Below are 21946 nucleotides of genomic sequence, written 5' to 3'. Positions count from 1 at the left end.
TCGAATTAATCCTATCAACTCGTTAAATTTCCGCCACAATATATGCAACCATATCAATGCAAATTGGTGAATATGATTTTACCCTTATTTATTAGTCACTTACAAAAATAAAAATAACAACCACCCGTTTGTTTACACTATTATACCGACACCTTAGTTCAACCCCTTACCAGCTAGTGGACTGACATAATCTCAAGATTCACTTTAAAAAGCACCGTATCGAATATTAGAAGCAGGCTACAGATAAGTTTAATTCCATGCCAAGAACAGAGTTATTAAATAGGAGTGTAAGTTGAAGTATTCAGTGCCTCCGCTTTCATTATTATTGTTATACAAATTAAATATTATAAAAATTAAATTGCAATCTTGTTTTAACTACATTTGTTGATTCAGTGTTGATTATCTCATTTCTGTCATATATATCTGACAAAAAATAGCATCAGACCTTATCTTAAAAGTAATAAAAATTATACACACAGCCACCCCATCAATAATGGAGTGGCTGTTTACCTTATCTTTCTAAAGCAAAATTAGAAGTTCGCCAGGAAGTACGGAATGATCAGCGCATTGGCTAAATCGATAAAGAATGCACACACCAAAGGCACGATAATAAACGCCTGATGCGAGTTACCGTAACGCTGAGATACCGCAGACATGTTGGCCATTGCCGTCGGGGTCGAACCAAGCGAAATACCACCAAAGCCCGCGCACACAACAGCGGCATCATAGTTTTTACCCATAACAGGGAATACGATAAAGATATTAACCACAATCGCCACAATGAACTGCGCACCGAGAATCGCAAAGATCGGTCCTGCCAAGTCCACCAAAGTCCACAACTGCATACTCATAAGCGACATTGCCAGGAATGTACCCAGTGACACATCAGCAATTAGGGCTATTGCTGGTTTACGTGATGGCCACTTAGTGCCGGAGATCCGGGGGTAGGCATCAGGAATAAGATTGGTGATCACAATTCCGGCAAACAAGCAGGTGACAAACAATGGCAGCTGCAGACCTAGTTCAGCAATGGCTTCGTTGAGTATAAAACCCAGGATCGCACAGACATGGATAGCAAAAATCGCATCGAGAAAATCGAAACCGGTTATTGTTCCGTCACCGTTTTGCGACTCGTCAGCAACACCGACATCCAGCTGCTCTTTGTGATCAGGCTTGAGATCGTAGCGAGTGATCAGGAATTTCGCGATGGGCCCCCCCATCAAACTGGCAAGGATCAGACCAAAGGTCGCACAGGCAATACCAATCTCCATAGCGTTGCTAATGCCAAACCCCTCCGAAATGCGGGGAGCCCAGGCTATTGCCGTTCCATGACCGCCGATCAGAGAAACACTACCTCCCAGCATACCAACGGCAGAATCCAGACCAAACATAGCGGCAACACTGATCCCGGTAAAGTTCTGGACCAGCATGTAACCGATTGTGATAGCTAGCAGTACTACCAGAGGGATCCCGCCCTTAAGCAGATCCTTGAGGCTGGCATTGATACCGATAGTGGTAAAAAAGTACACCAGCAGGATATCCCTTGCCATCAGATCAAATTCAATTTCAATACCAGCGACGACGTAAACTAGCGCGATCAAAATTGAAAAAAGGATCCCGCCAGTAACTGGTTCGGGAATACTAAACTCGCGCAGCAACGCGAACATCTTGTTGAGGCGACGACCGACAAAAAGAACAAGAATACCTATCGTCACTGCAAAAAAAGAACTTAGCTTTAAGACCCCATTGGCCCAGTCCATTTCCATTACTCACCCACCCTAATTCGCATCTAGTTGATAACAGCTAACAAGTAAGATTTTTCTTTGATATCAATTCCCATCACTAACATTAGCCAATGAAAATCAATTAAACAGAAAATCACGGCTCAATTATTAACTACAAGAGCTTAACCAAAGGTAAATTAGCCTGATTTATCAGACATAAACATTTAAATGATATGCACGTTATAATTAATTCAGACTTCAAATTAATTCCGCTGACCAGACAATTTTTTGGATTCATAGCTTCAAGGTATGGATATGCCAGGATAAATGTGCATTGATTAATTTATTTCCATCGAAGCAACATAGAGCACTGCAACTTGAGTATAAATATATTCCGATTGCGCATAGGTCGTGTGCCATTATCCATCGTCGTGATGACGTGCGACAATTACTCTCAATACGCATATCCGACTAATTTCAACTCAACTATTGAGACGGATTTAAATCACAGAAACGTTGTGAATATAACACACATTTCATCAATATATTTGAGCTAAAGCATATACATTTAAGTACAACAAAATGGTATTAAAGAATTAAAAGTTAAAAATATTACCAAGTTAAAAATCACGTTGACATAAAAAAATTATATTATTATTTGCTTCATTTAATAAATCCAACTTTTATAAATAAACTCATTTTCTACATAAAAGAACGATAGTGCTATTCCACTTCACTTATCAGCGGTAACTGTCTGTGCTATATAAATGATGAAACGCTAATATTTGCAATTGCTAATATAAGACACTCATTCAAAAAAACAGCACTTTCATTGAACACCGAGTTAGACTTTTGAATCTACTTTATATGCATCACAGTTACCACAACTTCAAACTAAAATGTTTGAACAATTCAAATTTATGAATAAGAAAGCTCAAATAACAATGACACCTAACGAGATGAAGCTTTTACTCTACTCCTATTTGTATCAAAAAAACATGATAAAATTAACAATTATGATTCAAGGAGCAATCAAACTAATTTAATAATGGTAATGTTGGGCACTCTTGTTATCGAACAAGTCAGTTGGCATACGATTAATAAAGCAACAAAAAGTAACTCTTACGTTGCGACTTGAACAAGAAGTGAGAGCTTTAATGTATAAAATAAAAGATTGGATTCTCATCAAAGATGCATCACTTTTGCGCCATTCCGAGACCAATGAAGAAAAGCGTATTGGTAGCCATGACTTTCTCGTCTTATTGGCACTCTGTTCTGAAGCTGGAATGGTTGTTTCTAAAGAAACAATCCTTGAAAAGGCATGGCCAGGGAAGATAGTCTCTGACAGCTCTATTACTCAGGCTATCAGTAATATACGTACTCTAATAGGTGACAACGGCAAGGAGCAAAAGTGGCTTAAAACCATCGCAAAAGTAGGTTATAAACTCGAGAGCGAAATAGTCAAAGACATCTCAAAAGAAGATACTTGCGAAGATAAGAATAACGATAGTGCAGCCATTGCTTCACCTATAAAGGCATCCTCATCACAGATAAATATTGAGCCACTTCATATTGCAAAGAAAAAGTGGCCATATTTTTCTGGTTCTCTAATTTTTATGATTTCATTTTATTTAATAGGAGATGCTCCATACTTACCATATATTCGTGAAGTTAAGCCTAGTAAATCAATTACACCTGAACAAGTTTACTCGGATAGCATATTAAAGATCTATTCAGATAATGATGAGTTCACTGATAGTATTTCAGACTCTATTAATAATGTGTTAATTTCAACATCAAATAAAAAAAGGCCAAAATCAATTTATTTGATGTTGAAAAAAGACTCTCTATCAATCGTAATTATTGATAGTAACAAATTACCACACAATATGATTATCCTTCTTGAAAACAATGAATCCATATCCGAAATAGAAAAGCTAACAATTAAAGAGGTCGGTCGTTTTGTATCTTAAAAGTTTATTTCTCGTTAGTTCAATGGCTGTATTTAGTGTCAGTAGTTGGGACTTCATGAATAAGAAACCAGCGATGGCATATAGTGGTACCTATGATTTAAAAACAACAGGAAGCTCTTACCACGGTAAAAAAAACCTCGAAGTGTTCATTGAAGATCAAAATATCGATATTACAACTATATTCTCAGAATCAGGGCTAAAAAACATCGTAGAAGTGCATACGAAGGGAACCATCCAAAAGGACAACAATGGTCAGTACTCAATGAACATTATCGATGAAAACTACAGCAAAGGGTTGATTGCCTCTGCAAGCGACATCCGTATGTACAATGACTTACTCAGTGCAGCGAGGAAGCTTCCAGGCCACAATAAATGGAAAGTGGTGGACTCGACAGATAACTACATTGTAATTGCGACCAACCATGGTGACGGGTACTTAATGGCACTGAATCGCTACCAAATCAACTAGGTGAATATTCTGCCTAAAAAACGAGACACCTCTAATGAGGTGTCTTTTATGTGACGCTGTCACGAAACATTGTCACTCTTATTAGCCAAAAACTACTCACCAACAACTTGGTGAGTAATCCCTTTAGGCTCTGACGATACTCTTCATCGATTCCTGCTGGCTTCGCATAACTTCTTCCAGCTTTTGGCGGGCGTCCCGAATGACATCAAGATAGAACTGCATTTGCTGGCCTTCGTCTTCCATTGCCGTCTCATGCACCTTCTGATCAGCCTCCAGCACCTTGCCGTCAGCCTGTTTCTGCTTGGCATGGTAATCGATCTGCGTCGTCAGTAACTGGCCAACACCTGTCAGGATCTGAGCTTTGGCCTGCTGAATACTATTCACCGTCTGCAGCTTGGCATCAGAGATGTTCATCTTCAGCGCTTTCACCCCTCCGCTCACCTGCATTGCCCCAGAAGCAATCGAAATACCGGCTGAGATCCAGCCTGACAGGCGCTCTAATTCAGCCTGTTCGCGTATCTTATCAGCCTGCCCCAGAATACTACCGACAGCGGCCTCTCGTTCAGTCATCCTGCTTTCGCGTGCCTGCTGGCGCTGCGTCGTCGCAAGTTGGTGCATCAAGGTCAAGATATCACTGATCTGGACCATCGTATCTTCATGATCCAGTTTGCTTATGTCCTTCATGGCCAGCGAGTAGTCAGCATCGTTTCTCGCTACTGGCAACTCCAACGACACAGCCCCAGCTGGCCGGTTGGCCGTCCCAGTGCTCGCCTGCTGCACCAGAACAGGCACGGTATTAACCTTCTTAGCCGCATTACTCCCAGTTAAGGAGGCTGTTTCGTCAAGAGTCAAACCCTGCTGATGGAGACTTGGGCTCTGTGTATTTACTGGTGTTATCATTCCTTCCTCCTTAAGCGTTGATATAACGCGCCATCTGTGAGCGTGAATCCTGACCACTGGATAGAATCGCCATCACGTCAGAAACGTTATCCTGCATTTTCTGAAGGAGTTCCTGCACCCGGTCCATTTCCTCTTGCATCATAAGCTGCAAACGCTTGAGGTAGGCACTCATCTCTTTGGCATCGGCTCTGCTCATATCGGACTGGTATTTTGCCTCTGTCGAAACAGCCTGCGCCGTCCCTTGCCCGATAGCCGACACCCCGGCGGCAATCTTGGCCCCCTGGCTGACAATTTTGGCAACTTTCATCGCCGTCGTCGTGGCTGCAGCCGCCGCTGTCGTGGCCCCCGCGCCAAGACTCAGGGCAATACCAGCAACCATAATTGCCACATTGGCCGCAATTTGCGCCGATTTCTCATCCATACCAAACGCCTGAAATACCTCTGCCACAGCATCGTTCATCCAATTCCCTGTCTCTGAGGAAATTTGCTGCGTCAGCATCAGTGCCGCACCTGCCAGCATCATCGCCGCTGCAGGGGCACCCACTCCCGTTGCAATCAGGGCAACCGAAGCAATGACTGTTGCAATTGTTGCAATCCAGCCGAAAATCTTGGCGAAAAGACCGCCTTTCTTCGCTTCAGCCATTTTGTCAATGGATTCTTGAAGCTTTTCAATGCGTTGCTCGTGCATGGCCTTGTTCTTGGCCTGCATACCTTTGATGTCGTTGGTACTGAGTTTAAGTTGTTGATCTTGCAGTTTCATCTGCACTTCCATCAGCGCGCGGCTGACGTCTTCCTGATCGGCGAGCGGCATGTCGAGTATGGGCGGCCGAGTCGCAGAGGGTGTCTGCGCCTTGTCCGTCCCCCGACTCACCTCAACGGCCTGGGGTACAGATGCTTGAGTCACCGCTTGCTTGAGGTTTTCAACCAATGCTTGTTGATTGGTTTGCAAACCCGGAGCCGCAAACTTGTCACTCAGCGGATTCATTGGATTCATTCTCTGTCTCCTGAAGTGATGCACTTAGCTGCTGGTATATCGTGGCAGCCTTGTTGCACAATTCATCAAATTTCGAGTGCTTTTCTGATAACTGACTAGCCGCATAGAAACCACTGCTTGCCTTCTCCCGCTGCCCAAGCGCCAGATAGCATTCGGCTGCGTGATACGGTGATCTTGGATCTTTGCCATCCAGCAAACCGGCATAACTATATGACTCAATAGCCAACTGATACTCTTTCTGCATCTGAAGGCATGAGCCCAACGCGATAAAGTGGCGCAAGCCGTAATGATCAAAGAGACACAGGAAACGAAAGACTTTTTCCGCCTCTGCATAGCTTCCTCCTTGATACAGGCCATAGCCCACCTGATAAAACGTCTCGATAGTTTCCGGACTCAGGTCATATATCTCACCGAAGGTGCCACCTCCGCTCAGGTACTTTTCGATCTCGCCAAGCAGAGCCTGATTTGTTTCAGCTGCTGTCGTCATCTCACTCACCTCGAATTAACGCAAGTTACCGACAATAGAATCGATAGAAGAGCCATACTTAGACACAAAGTTCGATAGCATTTCGAAGCTATTGTTGTACTTGCCCATTGTCGATTGCAGCTGAGCCATATCAAGCTGAGACGATGATGTCAGACTCTCGGCCTTGTCTTTCAGGTTAGAAAGCTGCAGCTCCATATCCTTACGGGTATAACTTCCCTTGGTTTCAAACTTAGCGAAGTTATTTTCCAGGTACGACACAACTTCCGGGCTCATTGAGCCGGTATCGTCGTCCTTGGTGCCAACCTTGCTCATATCGTTGCGAAGTTTGGTCATGATGCCGTTCAGGCCCTGAAGATCTTTGTTCTTCGAGTTAATGTTCTCGATTTTTTCACGTACCTGGGCATCGAGCAGGTTCGAACGATCCATCATTACCATCATCATCAAAGAATCCAACGAGGCTTCGGACGGGTTGAATGTATTGCCGGTAACGCCCGACGTGGGTGTAATCGCAGACATAATGTTTCTTCCTTAAATTGAAATACCACGCATACGACGCGGTAAATGGTTTGTAGATTGAGTACTTGAAATAACCGTTGTCGTTTCAAGTTGCTGCAGGAACTGACGTTGCTCGGTCTCTCGCTGCTTTTTCTGCTTGGCTGTCAACTGCCCGTCAAGAATGACCTGGAGGCGATCCAGCTTGTACCGTTCAACCAGAGTCTGGTGTTGTTGCAAGGTATCGGCTATCTCGGCTAATTGGGCATCTTGTTCGGCGAGAAAAGCGTCGATTGAACGTGTTTCTTCCATCATGTTGTGACCTTAACGAAGATTACCAACCAGTGAATCAATGCTTGAAGCGTACTTGCTGGTGAAGTTAGAAAGCATGTCGTAGGACTGGTTATACTTGTTCATCGAGGATTGCAGCTTGGCCATATCCAGCTGTGATACAGAGGTCAGGCTGTCACCGAATGACTGCATGGAGCTCAGGACATTTTTCCAGTCATCTTTGCTCAGGTAGCCATCTTCATTGGTCGGGATCTCAATATTGTTCGCCTCGAGGAAGCTCTTCATTGCTTCGCTCATTTTCGGCGATGCCCCGATTGTCGTGTCCTCATTAATGACAGTACGCCCGGCCATAGCCTGATCCGACGTAATTTCCGTACCAGCTTTGGTATTCCAATCACTGGCATTACCGGCTTCATAGAAGACAGTTCCGTCATTGGTATTTCTGTCGACACTCAATCCGTCAAGACTAGGGCCCGATATTTTTGGGGTATCATTAGCAATGCCTGTCACCTGAATATGCTGGTTGCCCTTGGTGATCGTCAGCGTATCCGAATAGGTCATACCATTATTATTGCCCGTGGTACCAACGCTAATCTTGGTGCCGTCACCCAAGGCAAACGTCACACCGTCCTTAAAGTCCCAAGTACCGCCATCTTTTTCAGCCACATGCGGGTCGCCCCATATCCGGGTCGAGTTACCTGCCGAATCTTTGATTGTCCATTCCTGGCTGGATCCACTTAGGGAAATTTCATAGCCGTTATCCAGCTTGATGGTTTTGTCATCAACCGACCATGTCGGGTTTTCAACAATGTTGGTACCTTGTTGAGCCTGACGTGCTTCAGCCATATGCTGTTGCAGATCACGCATTTTCTGGTTCTGATCGTTGATATTGCTGATCCCGTCGCGAATCTGACCGTCCAAGATGTTGGTCCGGTCAATCATCACCGCCATCATCAAATCATTCAGTTCCGGTTTGTGATCATTCGCATACATGCTGACGGACTGCGCCCCAGCAAGGGCATTTACAGTTGCCATTTCGTGCTCCTTTTTATGGATGGAAAAATTAGATAAACACTCGCGCGCCACTTCGCCCAATGCGTTGACGAACCGGCTTTTGCTGATCTGTCTTTTGCTGCATTGCGCTGACAGGTTCAGTACCAGCCATTGCATCAACCTGTGCTGTCGCCTGTTGCAAGTCGTTCGAAGCGGTGTGAGTGTTTAGTAGTTGGGTTGCACGCGAAACTGTCACCGGACAATTCGCCACAACCCTTCCCCCTTGTCTCAGCTGTTGGGCAGCTTCAACAAGCAAGTTCTCGCTACTGGTTAAGGTGGAAGCCAGCGGTTCGGGTTCAAAATTAGCCCCATCAATTGGCATTCTCGGCCTCCCTGAAATCAATTGGATTTGCTTATCTGGATTCATTTATCAAGAAAGCAAAAGATATTTAGTCACGAAAACAGTGCAGAATCGGGAAATGAAAAACATGAAAAAAAGCAAATTTAAGGAATTAATCTGCTCACAACCCTATTCGGTTTAAAGCCTGAACATTGACGCTATCGCTGAGCTCCTGAAACGACAGCACTGGCAGCTCATAGGCCTTAGGTTCAATCAGTTTCTTCACGTAGCGGCGAATATCCATCGCTGTGATGACCACCGGCATGTGAGGACGGGATTGAAGATCACCGATAATTGTCACAAGGTTATTGGTAAGAGTTTCAGACTGGGCAGGATCCATCGCGAGATAACTCCCGGCAGAGGTTTGGCGGATCGCCGCGCGAATGGTTTCCTCAGCTTCCGGTGTAAGCATAAAGGCGGGGAGCATATTTTGTTCATTGCTGTATTTATGGCTGATATAGCGCTTCAGTGAAATACGGACATACTCGGTAAGCTGTATCACCGACTTCTCTTTTTGACTCCATTCGACCACAGCTTCCAATATAGCCCGCAGGTTACGGATCGAAATTTGTTCTGACACCAGCCGCTGCAGGATCTCGGTCAGCTTGAATACCGGCAACTGTCGCTGTACCTCGCGAACCAATTCCTCAAATTCGCCTTCCATGTGCTCAAGCAACTGACGCGTTTCCTGAACGCCAATAAAGTCCTGCGCATGCTTGATCAACACCTGGTGAATATCAGTCAGCACAGCATCAACAACAGGCATACAAACTAACCCGAGGCCTGCCACTTCTTGCTCTGTTTTTCCTTTTATCCAGAATAGCTGCCGGCGGTTAAACAGCGCCTGCTCATAATTCAGGCCGAGGATCTGCAATTGCTGTTCTTCAGCATGCACCAGCACCGCATCGCCTAGTAACTCTCCCGACAAAACGGGGATCTCATGCACATGCAGTTGAAACTCGCCTTTTGGCCTCACACTTTGTTCAGAGGAATCATCGGCGGCCATGCCGGGCTGGCAATACAAGTGAATGGTCGGATAAGGAACGCCGAGTTCCCGGGTCAGGTTTTGACGCAGCTCAGCCAAAGAGGCCGACAAAGCCTCAGCTTGAAATCCATGGCTCTCAAGCTCAACAATAGATAGCGACAGTGGCACGGTCAGGGAGAAGCCTTCTTGGCCACCTTCATTGGCCGGTGAATCTGGCGCTGAAGAGGATAAGTGTTGGCCACTCTTTTGAGCATTTTTTGATTGTTTTTTTAGCCATTGTGACGCCACTCCCAACCCGGCCGCCAGTACCAGAAACGTGACGGTAGGAAAACCGGGCACCAACGCAAACAACAGCAAGATGATACTGGCAATCATCAAGGCATTGGGTTGATTGGTGATCTGGCTACCGATATCTTTACCCAAATCGGCCGACACCTCAGCCGATACCCGAGTCACAATCATGCCGGAGGTAATCGCAATAAACAGCGCCGGGATCTGTGAAATCAAACCATCACCAATGGTCAAAATGGCATAAATAGACAGGGCTTCCCCAGCAGGCAAACCGCGCTGCACGACACCAATCGTGATCCCGCCCAGCAAGTTCACCACGATAATAATCAAACCGGCAATCGCATCCCCTTTAACAAACTTCATGGCACCGTCCATAGCACCGTATAACTGCGATTCTTTCTCCACTCGATTGCGCCGAAGCTGGGCCTCTTCCATATCAATAACCCCGGCGCGCATATCGCCATCGATACTCATCTGCTTGCCCGGCATGGCATCCAGACTGAAACGTGCCGACACCTCGGCAACCCGCTCCGCCCCTTTGGTGATCACCAGAAACTGTACAATCGTGATGATCAAAAAGATCACAGCGCCCACGACCAGATTGCCACCCACCACAAAGTTGCCAAAGGTATAGACTATCTGCCCGGCATCCGCCTGTAGCAGAATCAGTCGCGTGGTGGTAATTGAAAGCGACAGGCGAAACAATGTGGTCAGCAACAGCAGTGATGGAAAGACAGTAAATTCCAACGGGGTGTGGATGTAGATCGCCATCATCATCAAGATAACTGCAATGCCCAGGTTGATAGCAATGAGTACGTCCACCAGCTCCGTTGGCATTGGCAGGATCATCATAAAGACTACGGCTATCAACAGCAGTGCCAACAGCAGATCATTACGGCCGGTCAGGCGGCTAAGCAACATTTTCACAACAGCTCCTCAGGGGGACAACGAAGCAATACCTCTCTGGCCAACTGGTGATATCCCAGTGCGTATAGGGCAGAAGCTTCAGCCCTGCGAACCACAAGGTTGTGCCGCAAGACAACAGGTACCACTGACAAGGCTTCCAGCGCCGACTCATACTCATCAAGATAGTTATGGAGCTGTGGACGCAAGGCACAGGCCATGTCATCACCATTGGCGGCTAACCAATGCGCAACAGGCATCGCCAACGTCCATTGCTGCTGCTCGAGAAAGTTTGTCAGCAAGGTTTGCATCGCAGACTTTGCTTGTTCAGAGTCCATTTGACTGGTGACCACGTTAACTCCCATTAGCTAAGGCCCCATCAAGCCAGATTTGATCAAGTGGATTTCTCGTTGCACAAGCCATAATGCCTGAACAACCTCAAGCGCCTGCTTGGCCTCTGGCGTGGTCTGGGCTGTCAGAAACTGACCAAGCTGCTGGCAATGCAAAGCACTTATCGTGGCAGGGGTTGTGCCTTGCTCTGCCCGGTACCATTGGCCCAAAGCAATACTGGACAACGGAGAGAGGGCTTTGGCTTTGACCCGGTTTTGAGTCTGGTGTTGAGCCTGGTTTTGAACTTGGCCCTGAGTTTGAATCGAAGTGATGCGTACTGCAGACGGCGTGCGGGAAACAGGTAACGTCTTGATTCGATCGTGTCCTGCTGTAACACCTTGGCCAGATGGCGCACCTTGTCCGACTTGCCCAGGCGCATCTGAACGGAAAAGGCGGAACCGGAGAGGCAAGTTAACCATACGTCGTGTGTGACCTGTTCTGTAAAATGGCAGCCTTCTCGGCCAGCCATTTAAAATGGCGACAAAGGAAGCTGGTACGCAAGTTTTTTAAGGGAAGTTGGCTTACCAGCCACAGTCGCTCCTGCCTGTCGATCACAACCTGGACAGGCAGAGGTGAAGCGGCAAGCAAGAGCAGTAAATCTGCCGCTTTCTTTTCCGGTCCGCTGTTATTGACGGGAGCCACCAGAGACAGCCAATTTTGCTCCCAACGCAGTTCGATATGATTATTGACCGAAGGGCAAGTCGAGTAGCTATCAGGCAGTGTGATACTAAGAACGCCCGAGGGCTGGTCGAATAGTGCAGACTGGTGATCCGGAATAACATTTTCCAATACTGCCAGAAACTCCTTAACTGCAAGCTGAGCGTTACTGTCCATCCAACCACATCTCTTCTTTATCTATGGTCTCGTCGATGCACTGCTGTAAACTGTCCATAACCCGACTCCGCTGTTCTTGCGAGGGATAGAGGGCATCCGGCAATTCAGCGGCGAGTGTTTTGATACCTTGTTGCATCACGACCTGTGCAGATAAAGAGGCAACATTCAGACGCTGCATCGTCTGATCCATCTGACGGGTTGTTACAAACTGGCTATCAGGAATAGAAAGCACCTGCTCCATAAGCTGCTCGGCTTCTACGGGAGAAAAAAACTGATTTTGTATCTGGCGAGCCAAATCATTCACCTGCTCAAAAATCCCCTTTAGCTGTTTAAGCTGATTAAGGTTCTGCATTACCATTGCCAGCACACCTCGCTCCTGGCTGGGTTCCAGTGCATGGTAGTCTGCCGACAGGGCCCGTTGCTGAATATCGACAGCATTGTCAAAGGTACCGTGCTGCTTCACCATACCGACAAGCTGACGCCACACCTTACCGTGGCTCTGGTAATCAATAAGATCCCGATACGACTGCCTCGCAGATGACAGCTGCTCCACAGGTAGGGCATCGGCGAAAACATGGGAGGTATTCAGGCCAGCCAAGATGGTTTTGGCATTTTTAGCCTTGAAATCACTGAGGGCATTTTCATAATGCTCTTTATCTTGAGGATCACTGGCCTCGACCAGCACCTGACCGGCCAAATACTGCAGCGATTCATCTTGGCTGAATGACTTGAGACTTTGAATGAAAGATTCTGTCGTTTGCGAACGGCCCAGATTGGCAGAAACAAAATCCACCAACTTATGCTGCTTTTGCAGATCGGGGGCTTGTTCCAGATACTGCTGAATTTTCTGTATCCAAGCCAGACGCGCCTGATCGTTTTTATCCGACTTTCTTTCCGCCATCGACTTGGGGCGTTTTTCCGCCAGAGCAAAGCTCAACTCTTCGGCCGAGTCAGCCAGGCTAGTGTTTGCTAACACTGCGACACTGCCAGCAGATGCCTGATTACCAGAAACAGCCCTTTGCTGCCCGGCCTGTACACCGCCAGCAACAGAAAAATTACCCGGCATGTGTCCTGAAATGTCTGCCACGCCAACCCCTTGCTCAATCTACACAATATCCTCTACATAACTTCCATGTTGTATGAAATAAGCAGGTAAAAAGCCTAAAAAAAACCTCAAAAATCACTGTTATTGCGCTTCAGGAGTGATTCACAGTTTTATTAAGACTCTATTTTCCAACTGGGCCACAATCGCGCCCAAGAACCACGTTTTGTTGATGGGATCACCGATTGCCAAACCACCAGAACCCCACAGACTCAATACCGAGTGATCGGCCAAGCGCAGACAAACTTCCAAAGACGCTGGCTGAACAACTTACATCTCTTCGTCACATTGTTACGCGTCCCTACTCTTGCCAAAGTGCAGGCAAAGTAACGGGGGTAACCGGCAATATCATCCGCTCGGTGCTGCCCGGTGCAGCCATCGGTCATATGTGCCGTCTTGAAACACCGCACCAACCAACCCTGTATGCCGAGGTTGTCGGGATCCAATCCCCTTATGCCCTGCTGACCCCACTAGGTGAATCACGAGGGATATCGAATCAAACCCTGGTCATCAATGAAAAACGCCAGCATGAAATTTGGGTCAGCGATGCCGTACTGGGAAAAATGCTCAATGGGCTAGGCATGCCGATGGACGGCAGCTCACTTCATCATGCCCCTTCAAACCTCAATGCCAACGGCCAATGGCGCCCGGTTTTTAATGCCGCGCCCAATCCGATGGCAAGGCCCCCAATCAAAGCACCACTCGCCTTAGGAGTCAGGGCGATTGATGCCATGCTCACCATGGGCGAAGGACAACGAATGGGGCTGTTTGCTGCTGCCGGTGGGGGTAAAAGTACGCTGCTCTCGATGATTCTTGCCAACACCGAAGCCGACATCATCGTACTGGCTTTAATTGGGGAACGTGGCCGTGAGGTCCGTGAGTTCGTCGAGTTACACATGAGTGAAGAGGTACGAAAGAAAGCGGTATTGGTGATTGCGACCTCAGATCGCCCTTCTATGGAGCGAGCCCGGGCTGCGCTTGTTGCAACAACCATTGCTGAACACTACCGCGAGCAAGGGCGAAAAGTCTTATTGATGATGGATTCACTCACCCGATTTGCCCGGGCAATGCGTGAAATGGGATTAGCAGCAGGCGAGCCCCCGACACGACGTGGCTTTCCGCCTTCAGTCTTTGAACAGTTGCCACTGCTGTTGGAGCGTCCGGGCAACACTGAACAAGGTTCAATCAGCGCGCTGTATACCGTGCTGGTCGAAGGCGACGACATGACAGAGCCCGTTGCTGACGAAACACGCTCCATCCTTGACGGACATATTATCTTATCTCGCGAACTCGCCGCCGCAGCCCATTACCCGGCCATTGATGTACTACGAAGTGCCAGCCGGGTGATCAACCAAATCACCACGCCAGAGCACCGCCTGGCAACCGAGAAAATTCGAAACTGGATGGCGACTTATGAAAAGAGCGAGCTATTAATTCGACTGGGTGAATATCAACGCGGTACCGATCCTGCTACCGATATAGCGATAAGCAAACAACCCGATATTCGGAGCTTGTTATGCCAGGCCACCCATGAGCGCACTCCATTCAGCGATAGCCTGCAGCAACTACTCAATGTGAGCCGCTAACCATGTGGCAAACCCTTGTTGATATCAAAGACCGACGCAAACAAGCCGCCAAGTTACTGGTTAGCCAAGCGTTCTCCCAACTCACGGAGGCCCAGGCGAACCTCGCAGTACTTGAGCAACAGAAATCACAAGTACTGCAGAGCTATCAGGCACTGGCCGCTGCCCCGTTCAGCGAACAAGCCTTGATGTCGCAACATGCCCTTGATAACTGGCGACAGCAACTGGCGATTGAGCAACAACATATTAATGCGCTTACCCAGCAGATAAGTGAACAGCATCAGCAGATTTCCCGGTTACAAACACAGTTAGACCAGCGTCGGGCTGATTACCAACAAGCACAATTTAAGCTAGAGAAATCAAAAGAGATCAAACAGCTATATGAACATGCCGATATTGCCCAGCAACGCCAGCAGGAAGACAACGCCCTCGACGAGATCCCCTTTCGACGACGCTCAGCAGGCTTCGAGCTCTAATCAAAAAGCAGCCTGCAAAAAAACGGGAAAGCAATATAACCAAAAGCAATGTGATGCCAAGCAACATAATGAGAATCGGGGCGATAAAAAGATTGAGGCAATGGACAATCACCCTGCCGATATCGGCCTTTTTTCGCGGCTGCTCAATAGTCCGGAAGGCGTGACGACACCACAGTCAATAGCGCCAGTGGTAAACGCACCAAGTGAAGCAGAGACCACGCTAACGGCCAATCAAGCGGTAAGAGAAAATCAGGGTATTCAACAGATCAGGCAGTGGGCTGATCGCCTGTGGCTCAGTGCCCAGCGGGATAATTTGATTTTGACAACATCGATTGGCTCGGCACCAGTCACGGTCAAATCAGCCGTTGAGCAAGGCCTAGTCAATATTACGATTTACTGTGCCGATCCGACATTCACCGACAAAATGCGAGCAGAAAAACGTCATTTGGATCGCAAGCCCAGTCTCCAACATGTCAGAACCAGCATTAGATACCAAGAGCTAGACCAACAGCCGCCTGCCTATGATTCTTCGCTATCGTCAGAAGGTAATATTGAGGAAATACAGGTATGAGTCGGCTATCTCAGTGCAATAACCAACAGCACCTCAAACAGTGGATCGCGCAATATGCCCAAAACCATCGCAGCGAAATCACAGCAAGTGGCTCCCAATGGCATTGGCAGCTCTCGTTAGCAAAGCAATCACCATGCTGGTTGGTCAGCGGATCAGCCAATAACGCAGCCTTTGAAATTCATTGCGATCCGCAAGCGTTGCTCAGCTTTATCAAGCCCGCCGTCACTCATGATGTGTTCACTGCCTTGCCGACAGCATTTCAGATGTTACTGGTACAGCAAGCTTGCGAGATTTGGTTTAGTGCCACTGCAACTGCCACCGTTACTAACCCTGCCTCAGTCCCAGCCCAATCGGAGCCACAGTCTGTCATCGTCGAAACATGCCAGCCTCTCAGCGATCACACAACAGATTCACTTCTCTGCCTGTCTGCAACCCTACTGAATACAGACACTTCGGTTAATGTACAAACGAGCACCGCGAAGTTTTTCTTTTTGCCTGACGAGGTAAGCTCCAACCCGTTGTTGTCGGCGCTGTTTTCAGGTTGGCCGCCTCGACCAATCGCAGATCAACCTCAGCCTCCTGTTCGGGCCAACTTGCTGGCCGGATATCAATGGCTCACACAGCATGAGTGTGAGCAGCTACACGCCGGAGCCATATTGTGCCAAGGAGTGTACTTCTACCCGCAGCCACTTATTTGCATAGAAGACAATAATAAGAACAACAGCGAAAGGAATTACAAGGGGTACTTAGTTTCAGAGGGCTACTTAGTGTCAGAGCAGTCTGGCAGCTCAAACATACAAGTACTCGATCTCTCTCATCTCTCAATGAGCCCCCCGGAGCCAGACAGCTACTGGCTGCTCATGGAGTCAGCGCCATTGCTGTTAACAGCCAAGCAAGCTGAGCACTTAACATCAGAAACAAGAGAAACATCTCCTCTTAATAACAATCACTCGCGTCCAAATACCGTCGTGGATTTATATCTGGTTTCAGGCACCAATAAGCAATGCTGCGGGCAGGGCGAAATCGTCGAGTATAACGGTCAGCTAGCTCTGCAACTCATCCAATGGTACCCACTGACCAGAACAACAAGGAGCTGACAGATGCTCAATATACCTGATCCCTTTACTCTGATTGCCGGGTTGGCAATGCTTGGGTTGGTTCCGTTCATCGCCATGATGGCCACCTCCTTTGTCAAACTGGTTGTCATCTTTTCGTTGATCCGCAACGCGCTGGGGGTGCAGCAGGTCCCGCCTAACATGGCCCTGCACGGTCTGGCCCTGATCCTGACTATCTTCATTATGGCGCCGGTCGGCTACCAGTGTTATTACGAAGCGTTAGATCTCACTGTCGACTGGGAGAATACCGAACAGGCCTTAGGTGCCATTGGCACCATACTCGAGCCCTACCGTCAGTTCCTCCTCAATAAAGTCAGTCCGTCGGAAGTCAGCTTCTTCGCCGATACCGCCAAGCAGCTGTGGCCTGCCAATCAACAAGATGTGATCACCGAACAAAACTTTCTGGTGCTGATCCCGGCCTATACCGTCGGCGAGCTAACCGCCGCCTTCAAGGCTGGTTTCCTGCTCTATCTGCCTTTTATTGCCATCGATTTAATCGTCTCGAACATCCTGCTGGCAATGGGCATGATGATGGTCTCCCCGATGACCATCTCGCTACCCTTTAAGCTACTGCTGTTTGTGTTGCTCGACGGCTGGCCCCGCCTGACTCACGGCATTGTTTTGAGCTATCAGTTGAGTTGATGTTAATCATGCGAGGAGAAAAACATGGGACAAGCTGAATTAGTTGCAATGACGGCGCAGGCTATTCAGCTGGTATTGCTGCTCTCACTGCCTCCTATTGTGGCAGCCGCATTAGTGGGCACCTTGGTCGCCCTCCTTCAGGCGCTGACTCAGGTACAGGAACAGACGCTGTCGTTTGTGATCAAGTTGATCGCAGTGATCATGGTGTTGTTCTTCACGGCACACTGGCTCGGCGGACAGCTCTATCAGTACAGCCTCCATCTCTTTGACTCCCTTCCTGATGTGCTCTAGGGATTGTCGGCTATGAATGGACTCTCCGATCTGATCCTGGCTTTCAGCCTCTGCCTGCCACGTTTCTTTGTTGCCCTGATCCTAATACCCGGCTTTGCCAAACAACTGCTCGGTGGGGCCGTTATACGTAACAGTATTGCCGCAGCACTTGCCCTCCCGCTGCTGCCAAGCGTGATCCCCCATCTTGACGAGGTACAATCAGGCACCATATTGATCGGACTCATCGCCAAAGAAGCCATTATTGGCCTCTTTATCGGGTTTATCAGTGCGATACCGTTTTGGGCCATTGAAAGTGCCGGCTTTGTTATCGACAACCAACGAGGCGCCTCGATGGCCAGCACCCTTAACCCGCTTTCGGGGGACCAAACCTCACCGCTGGGTATCCTTTTCAACCATGCCGGTACCAGTTTGTTTTTCATCACTGGCAGTGTCTTATTGTGGCTCAGCGCTTTTTACAAAACCTTTCTGCTCTGGCCCATGACCGACTTCCCGCCACAGCTGGTTTTTCACTCTGTCACACTGGTTTTCGAGAGTTTCTCAGAGCTAATGAATATCACCTGGCGATTGGCCGCACCGGCTGTCATCACTATGTTCCTGAGTGAGTTCGGCCTTGGCCTAATGAACCGGTTCACACCACAAATGAATGTCTTCTTTCTTGCGATGCCAATCAAAAGCGGGATTGCCCTGCTGGTTCTGCTGCTCTACATCAGCCTGTTTTTTGATGCCTTCTTGCTCGAACTGGCCGATATCTTCCTGCTTACTGAGCAACTTAAGGCCTGGCTACCATGAGTGAAAAAACAGAGAAACCGACTCCCAAAAAAATTCGCGACGCCCGAAAGAAAGGACAGGTTGCCAAGAGCAAGGAAATTCCATCGCTGGCAATCATGCTGGTCACTATGATGTGGCTGGTCATTGACCATGGCAGGATCATGGGCAAGCTCAAGGCCTTGTTCACACTTCCTACCCACCTGCTGGATCTGCCATTCAATAAAGCTGCCGAGATCGCTCTTGAACACACTTTTACCTTGATCTTCGAGTTACTCGCCCCCTTTCTAATAGCAATTGCCGTTGTCGGGATCATTGCCAATATCGGCCAGTTCGGCCCCGTATTTGCCCCGGAAGCCCTAAAGATCGACCTGAACAAGCTCAATCCCGCATCTGGGGCAAAACGAATTTTTTCGGTCAAGAATGTCGTCGAATTTGTCATATCTCTGCTGAAAATCTTGATCCTCGGGCTCATGGTGACATTAGTACTGCGCTTTCATCTCCGGGATATATTGCTGCTGCCCTACAACCCGATTCAGGCATTGCTCCCTGTTGCCGGGCAGCTATTTCTGTTGCTGTGCCTGTTCGTGATAACACCGTTAATTTTGATCGCTATGCTGGATCTGCTCTACCAGCGCTACAACCACGAAAAAGAACTTAAAATGAGCAAAGACGAGGTGAAACGGGAATACAAAGACAGCGAAGGAAATCCGGAGATTAAAGGCAAACGCAAAGAGTTTCATCGCGAGCTACAGGCCAACACAATGCCCAAGCAGTTAAAGAAAACATCGGTCGTGGTAGCCAACCCAACCCACCTGGTCGTCGGCCTGTGGTACGACGACCAAGACTGTAAAATCCCCGCCGTATCTCTTAAATATCGTGGCGTTCAGGCAAGAAAACTCAGAAAGTTGGCCGAAAAACAAGGTATCCCGGTACTGGAAAACATTCCCCTTGCCCGCACCCTTCATGCCGAGGCTGAACTGTACGAATCGATCCCGTCCCACTTATTTGAACCTGTTGCCGAAGTGATCCGCTGGATGAAGAGCCTTGAATAAAGGTAACTATATCCACCACATATCCCACACAGGCATATGCCGCATCAAAAACTTGTGACTGAGCTCATAAACTGTTGAGGATGAGATGGGATATGTTTTGTCATACATATTTACCCAATCATTATCAATACTAATATACATCAGGTGATTCAATGTCTTATCACGGTAAGCTTATAGCAGCACATAAAGAGTTGGAGCAAGCGGGCATCTGGAAATCAAACTTTAATTCTCCGTTATTCCGGGTTTTAAGAAAGCTAGGCGTTGAATCTCCTCCTCCTTACTATCGAAACTTCCAATCAAATTTTTTCACTTCATTTGTATTTTTCACACCGGTGTGGGGAGTACTGATGTACTTTTTTGGTTGGCAAGCAAGCGGGAAATCACTAACGGAAACCACAATTACAGCTCTGGTGGGAGGCCTGCTGTACGGACTGACAACGGCTTGGTATTACAGCTGGAAATTTAAACAATGTAAGTTGACGAGATGGGACGAGATCTAAAATGTACAGATCATTTCTACAATCATTTCTACGAAACGTTTTCGTATTTGGCCTTACCAGTTTTCTTTCCATCAAAGTGATAACAACTATCACAGAGCCTCTGTCCAAACAAAGTGAAGTCTTATGTTTTATGACCTTCTTTGTCGTGCCGGCTGGATTTCACGTTATGCTCAGTAAAGGCTTTGAACTGATAATGTGGCTAGTCATCGTCAATGACGGAAACACGAGTAACGCTGGCGACTACGAAAGTTAGGCTGGCTTGCCAGTACGAGCAACTAGCATCAGATTCATTAACCAGTATCCGAGAAGTTGCCAAAGCAACGAGAAAGCGGTCAACTCATTGAATCAGCTCACCACAGAGCTAAAAGAAGAAGTCAGTTACTTCAAGGTTGGTTAAGCAACCTAAGCGGACAGGTTTGAACGAGTTCAACCAAAACAACTAGTAATCCCAGCCAAGTACCATTGGCTGGTTTTTTTTATTTATATTGAGTCAAAAGCAGTCTGATAGGTTTAGCTTTGTGGGCTGAACATACGACAGAATCACATTCAGCGTCAGCTAACTCGTTATTGGATAGAAATGCGTTAGATTTAATACTCTAATTTGGGCGCTTCGGATAACTTTTCTTATCTCAAATACTACAAAGACACCACTATACGAGGTACCGAAACTGAAATTTTTGGGGCCGAAATGAGCGTTGCGCAACGCATTAGTCTACTTGATAGCTTGGTTCTAGTATAGAATCTCTATTCTACTGAAGAGCTACCTATTCGTTATTGCCACTCAACTTATGTCTGTTTTGTTCAACAAGGTCAACTATAAAGTCGGCAAAGACTCTAATCCGGGGAGAGTGAGCCATATCGGCTTGAATGGCCAAGTAAATAGATTGATCAAGACCTATATCAGCTTCAACACACACTAAGCCCGATTCTAAAGCTAAAAAATGCGGTAAAACAGCAATACCGAGTCCTGCCTTAGCAGCTTCGATTTGACCTAAAAGAGAAGTCGTTGTCAGTATAGGGCTACTACCCTTTAAGGCTTTATTAAGCCACTGCGCTGTAATTAAATGTGACTTTCTTTCATCCCAGCCAATAAATAAGTCACCGCTGTGGATATTTGAGTCAACTTCAGATTGGCGTTTTGATAAATAGCCTTTGCTTGCATACAAACCGTATCCCAGCTTTCCCAGCTTTCTTAGCATAACATTCCCACTTGTCGGCCTCACCATTCTAAGAGCTAAATCGGCTTCTCTACTATGTAGATTAACGGTTGAAGTATCAGTAACTAGCTCAATAATAATTTGGGGATATTTACGATAGAACTCAGGTAGAGCAGGTAAGATGATAGCATTTGCTAAGTTCTCTGCTGTAGCAAACCTCACCCTTCCCGCCATTGTAGTATGAGTTGCAACCTGAGAACTAAAGTTTCTAGCTGCAGTCTCTATAGCCTCTGCTTTTTCTAAAAGAGCAGAGCCTTCTGCGGTTAATTGGTAACCCGACTGGTGACGAATAAAAAGTGGTAGTTTTAGAGCACTCTCCAAACGTTCAATGCGCCTCGATAACGTAGCGATGCTTATTTTGAGTTCTGACGCTGCGCCACTCAACGTACCTGTACGAGCTACAGCAAGAAACGAACGGGTATCATCCCAGACCCACTCCGAGTGTTTTTCAGAACTGAAAAACTCATTTCCACTTGCTTCTATATTTTTCATATTCGAATAGT

At 47.3% G+C, this 21946-nt stretch carries 25 protein-coding genes; 11 read left to right on the top strand and 14 right to left on the bottom strand.

Features of this window, described 5'->3' with window-relative positions:
* Positions 1–530 precede the first annotated feature (530 nt).
* A complete protein-coding gene (gene gltS / locus EIZ48_RS04645) occupies positions 531–1760 on the bottom strand; it encodes a sodium/glutamate symporter (protein ID WP_160649016.1) in 1230 nt (409 codons plus the stop codon).
* Between the two features lie 1091 nt (positions 1761–2851).
* On the opposite strand from gltS, the gene EIZ48_RS04640 reads away from it, so the two are divergent.
* Positions 2852–3697: a winged helix-turn-helix domain-containing protein gene (locus EIZ48_RS04640; RefSeq protein ID WP_205298571.1), complete on the top strand. Its 846-nt coding sequence runs from the start codon at positions 2852–2854 to the stop codon at positions 3695–3697.
* Between the two features lie 55 nt (positions 3698–3752).
* On the top strand, positions 3753–4166 hold the full coding sequence (locus EIZ48_RS04635) for a hypothetical protein (RefSeq protein WP_160648917.1): 414 nt from the start codon (positions 3753–3755) through the stop codon (positions 4164–4166).
* A gap of 123 nt (positions 4167–4289) precedes the next feature.
* Here the strand turns inward: EIZ48_RS04635 and EIZ48_RS04630 are convergent, their stop codons facing one another.
* The 12 genes from EIZ48_RS04630 to EIZ48_RS04575 form a co-directional block, all read right to left on the bottom strand.
* Positions 4290–5066, bottom strand: coding sequence for a hypothetical protein (locus tag EIZ48_RS04630; protein WP_160648916.1), 777 nt, complete (start codon positions 5064–5066; stop codon positions 4290–4292).
* Between the two features lie 10 nt (positions 5067–5076).
* Positions 5077–6060, bottom strand: coding sequence for a type III secretion system translocon subunit SseC family protein (sctE, locus tag EIZ48_RS04625; protein WP_160648915.1), 984 nt, complete (start codon positions 6058–6060; stop codon positions 5077–5079).
* Positions 6035–6547 carry a SycD/LcrH family type III secretion system chaperone gene (locus EIZ48_RS04620; RefSeq protein WP_160648914.1) on the bottom strand — a complete coding sequence of 171 codons (513 nt, stop codon included), beginning with the start codon at positions 6545–6547 and terminating at the stop codon, positions 6035–6037. Before EIZ48_RS04620 ends, sctE begins: the two co-directional genes overlap by 26 nt.
* A gap of 15 nt (positions 6548–6562) precedes the next feature.
* The gene (locus EIZ48_RS04615; RefSeq protein WP_160648913.1) at positions 6563–7063 is read right to left on the bottom strand and encodes an EscF/YscF/HrpA family type III secretion system needle major subunit; all 501 of its coding nucleotides are present in this window, start codon (positions 7061–7063) and stop codon (positions 6563–6565) included.
* A gap of 12 nt (positions 7064–7075) precedes the next feature.
* The gene (locus tag EIZ48_RS04610; RefSeq protein WP_160648912.1) at positions 7076–7354 is read right to left on the bottom strand and encodes a hypothetical protein; all 279 of its coding nucleotides are present in this window, start codon (positions 7352–7354) and stop codon (positions 7076–7078) included.
* 9 nt (positions 7355–7363) lie between these two features.
* Entirely contained in the window at positions 7364–8365 is a 1002-nt protein-coding gene (locus tag EIZ48_RS04605) for a DUF1521 domain-containing protein (protein ID WP_160648911.1), read from the bottom strand.
* A gap of 28 nt (positions 8366–8393) precedes the next feature.
* The gene (locus EIZ48_RS04600) at positions 8394–8705 is read right to left on the bottom strand and encodes a hypothetical protein (RefSeq protein WP_160648910.1); all 312 of its coding nucleotides are present in this window, start codon (positions 8703–8705) and stop codon (positions 8394–8396) included.
* A gap of 139 nt (positions 8706–8844) precedes the next feature.
* Positions 8845–10920, bottom strand: coding sequence for a type III secretion system export apparatus subunit SctV (sctV, locus tag EIZ48_RS04595; RefSeq protein WP_192928463.1), 2076 nt, complete (start codon positions 10918–10920; stop codon positions 8845–8847).
* Positions 10921–10922: 2 nt separating this feature from the next.
* Positions 10923–11267 (bottom strand): hypothetical protein, encoded by a 345-nt coding sequence (locus EIZ48_RS04590; RefSeq protein ID WP_160648908.1) that lies wholly within the window; start codon positions 11265–11267, stop codon positions 10923–10925.
* A gap of 3 nt (positions 11268–11270) precedes the next feature.
* Complete coding sequence (locus tag EIZ48_RS04585) at positions 11271–11711, bottom strand: hypothetical protein (protein WP_160648907.1); 441 nt, start codon at positions 11709–11711, stop codon at positions 11271–11273.
* Complete coding sequence (locus EIZ48_RS04580) at positions 11704–12126, bottom strand: hypothetical protein (protein WP_160648906.1); 423 nt, start codon at positions 12124–12126, stop codon at positions 11704–11706. Before EIZ48_RS04580 ends, EIZ48_RS04585 begins: the two co-directional genes overlap by 8 nt.
* Positions 12116–13213, bottom strand: coding sequence for a TyeA family type III secretion system gatekeeper subunit (locus EIZ48_RS04575; RefSeq protein WP_160648905.1), 1098 nt, complete (start codon positions 13211–13213; stop codon positions 12116–12118). The genes EIZ48_RS04580 and EIZ48_RS04575 overlap by 11 nt, the downstream gene beginning before the upstream one ends.
* Before the next feature lie 272 nt (positions 13214–13485).
* Between EIZ48_RS04575 and EIZ48_RS04570 the strand changes: the two genes are divergently transcribed.
* From EIZ48_RS04570 to EIZ48_RS04530, 9 genes are all read left to right on the top strand, one after another.
* Complete coding sequence (locus tag EIZ48_RS04570; RefSeq protein ID WP_160649015.1) at positions 13486–14814, top strand: FliI/YscN family ATPase; 1329 nt, start codon at positions 13486–13488, stop codon at positions 14812–14814.
* A gap of 2 nt (positions 14815–14816) precedes the next feature.
* Positions 14817–15287 (top strand): flagellar FliJ family protein, encoded by a 471-nt coding sequence (locus EIZ48_RS04565; protein WP_160648904.1) that lies wholly within the window; start codon positions 14817–14819, stop codon positions 15285–15287.
* A gap of 100 nt (positions 15288–15387) precedes the next feature.
* Positions 15388–15858, top strand: a complete 471-nt coding sequence (locus tag EIZ48_RS04560) for a hypothetical protein (protein WP_160648903.1) — start codon at positions 15388–15390, stop codon at positions 15856–15858.
* Positions 15855–16955, top strand: a complete 1101-nt coding sequence (locus EIZ48_RS04555) for a hypothetical protein (RefSeq protein ID WP_160648902.1) — start codon at positions 15855–15857, stop codon at positions 16953–16955. Before EIZ48_RS04560 ends, EIZ48_RS04555 begins: the two co-directional genes overlap by 4 nt.
* Before the next feature lie 3 nt (positions 16956–16958).
* Positions 16959–17615 carry a type III secretion system export apparatus subunit SctR gene (gene sctR, locus EIZ48_RS04550; RefSeq protein ID WP_075766737.1) on the top strand — a complete coding sequence of 219 codons (657 nt, stop codon included), beginning with the start codon at positions 16959–16961 and terminating at the stop codon, positions 17613–17615.
* A 24-nt stretch (positions 17616–17639) separates the two neighbouring features.
* Positions 17640–17906: a type III secretion system export apparatus subunit SctS gene (gene sctS / locus EIZ48_RS04545; RefSeq protein ID WP_075766738.1), complete on the top strand. Its 267-nt coding sequence runs from the start codon at positions 17640–17642 to the stop codon at positions 17904–17906.
* A 12-nt stretch (positions 17907–17918) separates the two neighbouring features.
* Complete coding sequence (gene sctT, locus EIZ48_RS04540; RefSeq protein WP_160648901.1) at positions 17919–18695, top strand: type III secretion system export apparatus subunit SctT; 777 nt, start codon at positions 17919–17921, stop codon at positions 18693–18695.
* Entirely contained in the window at positions 18692–19726 is a 1035-nt protein-coding gene (gene sctU / locus EIZ48_RS04535) for a type III secretion system export apparatus subunit SctU (RefSeq protein ID WP_160648900.1), read from the top strand. Before sctT ends, sctU begins: the two co-directional genes overlap by 4 nt.
* Before the next feature lie 152 nt (positions 19727–19878).
* Entirely contained in the window at positions 19879–20226 is a 348-nt protein-coding gene (locus EIZ48_RS04530) for a DUF6404 family protein (RefSeq protein WP_160648899.1), read from the top strand.
* A gap of 764 nt (positions 20227–20990) precedes the next feature.
* On the opposite strand, the gene EIZ48_RS04525 is transcribed toward EIZ48_RS04530, so the two are convergent.
* Positions 20991–21935 (bottom strand): LysR family transcriptional regulator, encoded by a 945-nt coding sequence (locus EIZ48_RS04525; RefSeq protein WP_160648898.1) that lies wholly within the window; start codon positions 21933–21935, stop codon positions 20991–20993.
* Positions 21936–21946 lie beyond the last annotated feature (11 nt).

The sequence above is a fragment of the Photobacterium alginatilyticum genome (assembly GCF_009910675.1).
Lineage (GTDB): Bacteria > Pseudomonadota > Gammaproteobacteria > Enterobacterales > Vibrionaceae > Photobacterium > Photobacterium alginatilyticum.
This window is presented reverse-complemented; position numbering and strand designations above follow the sequence as displayed.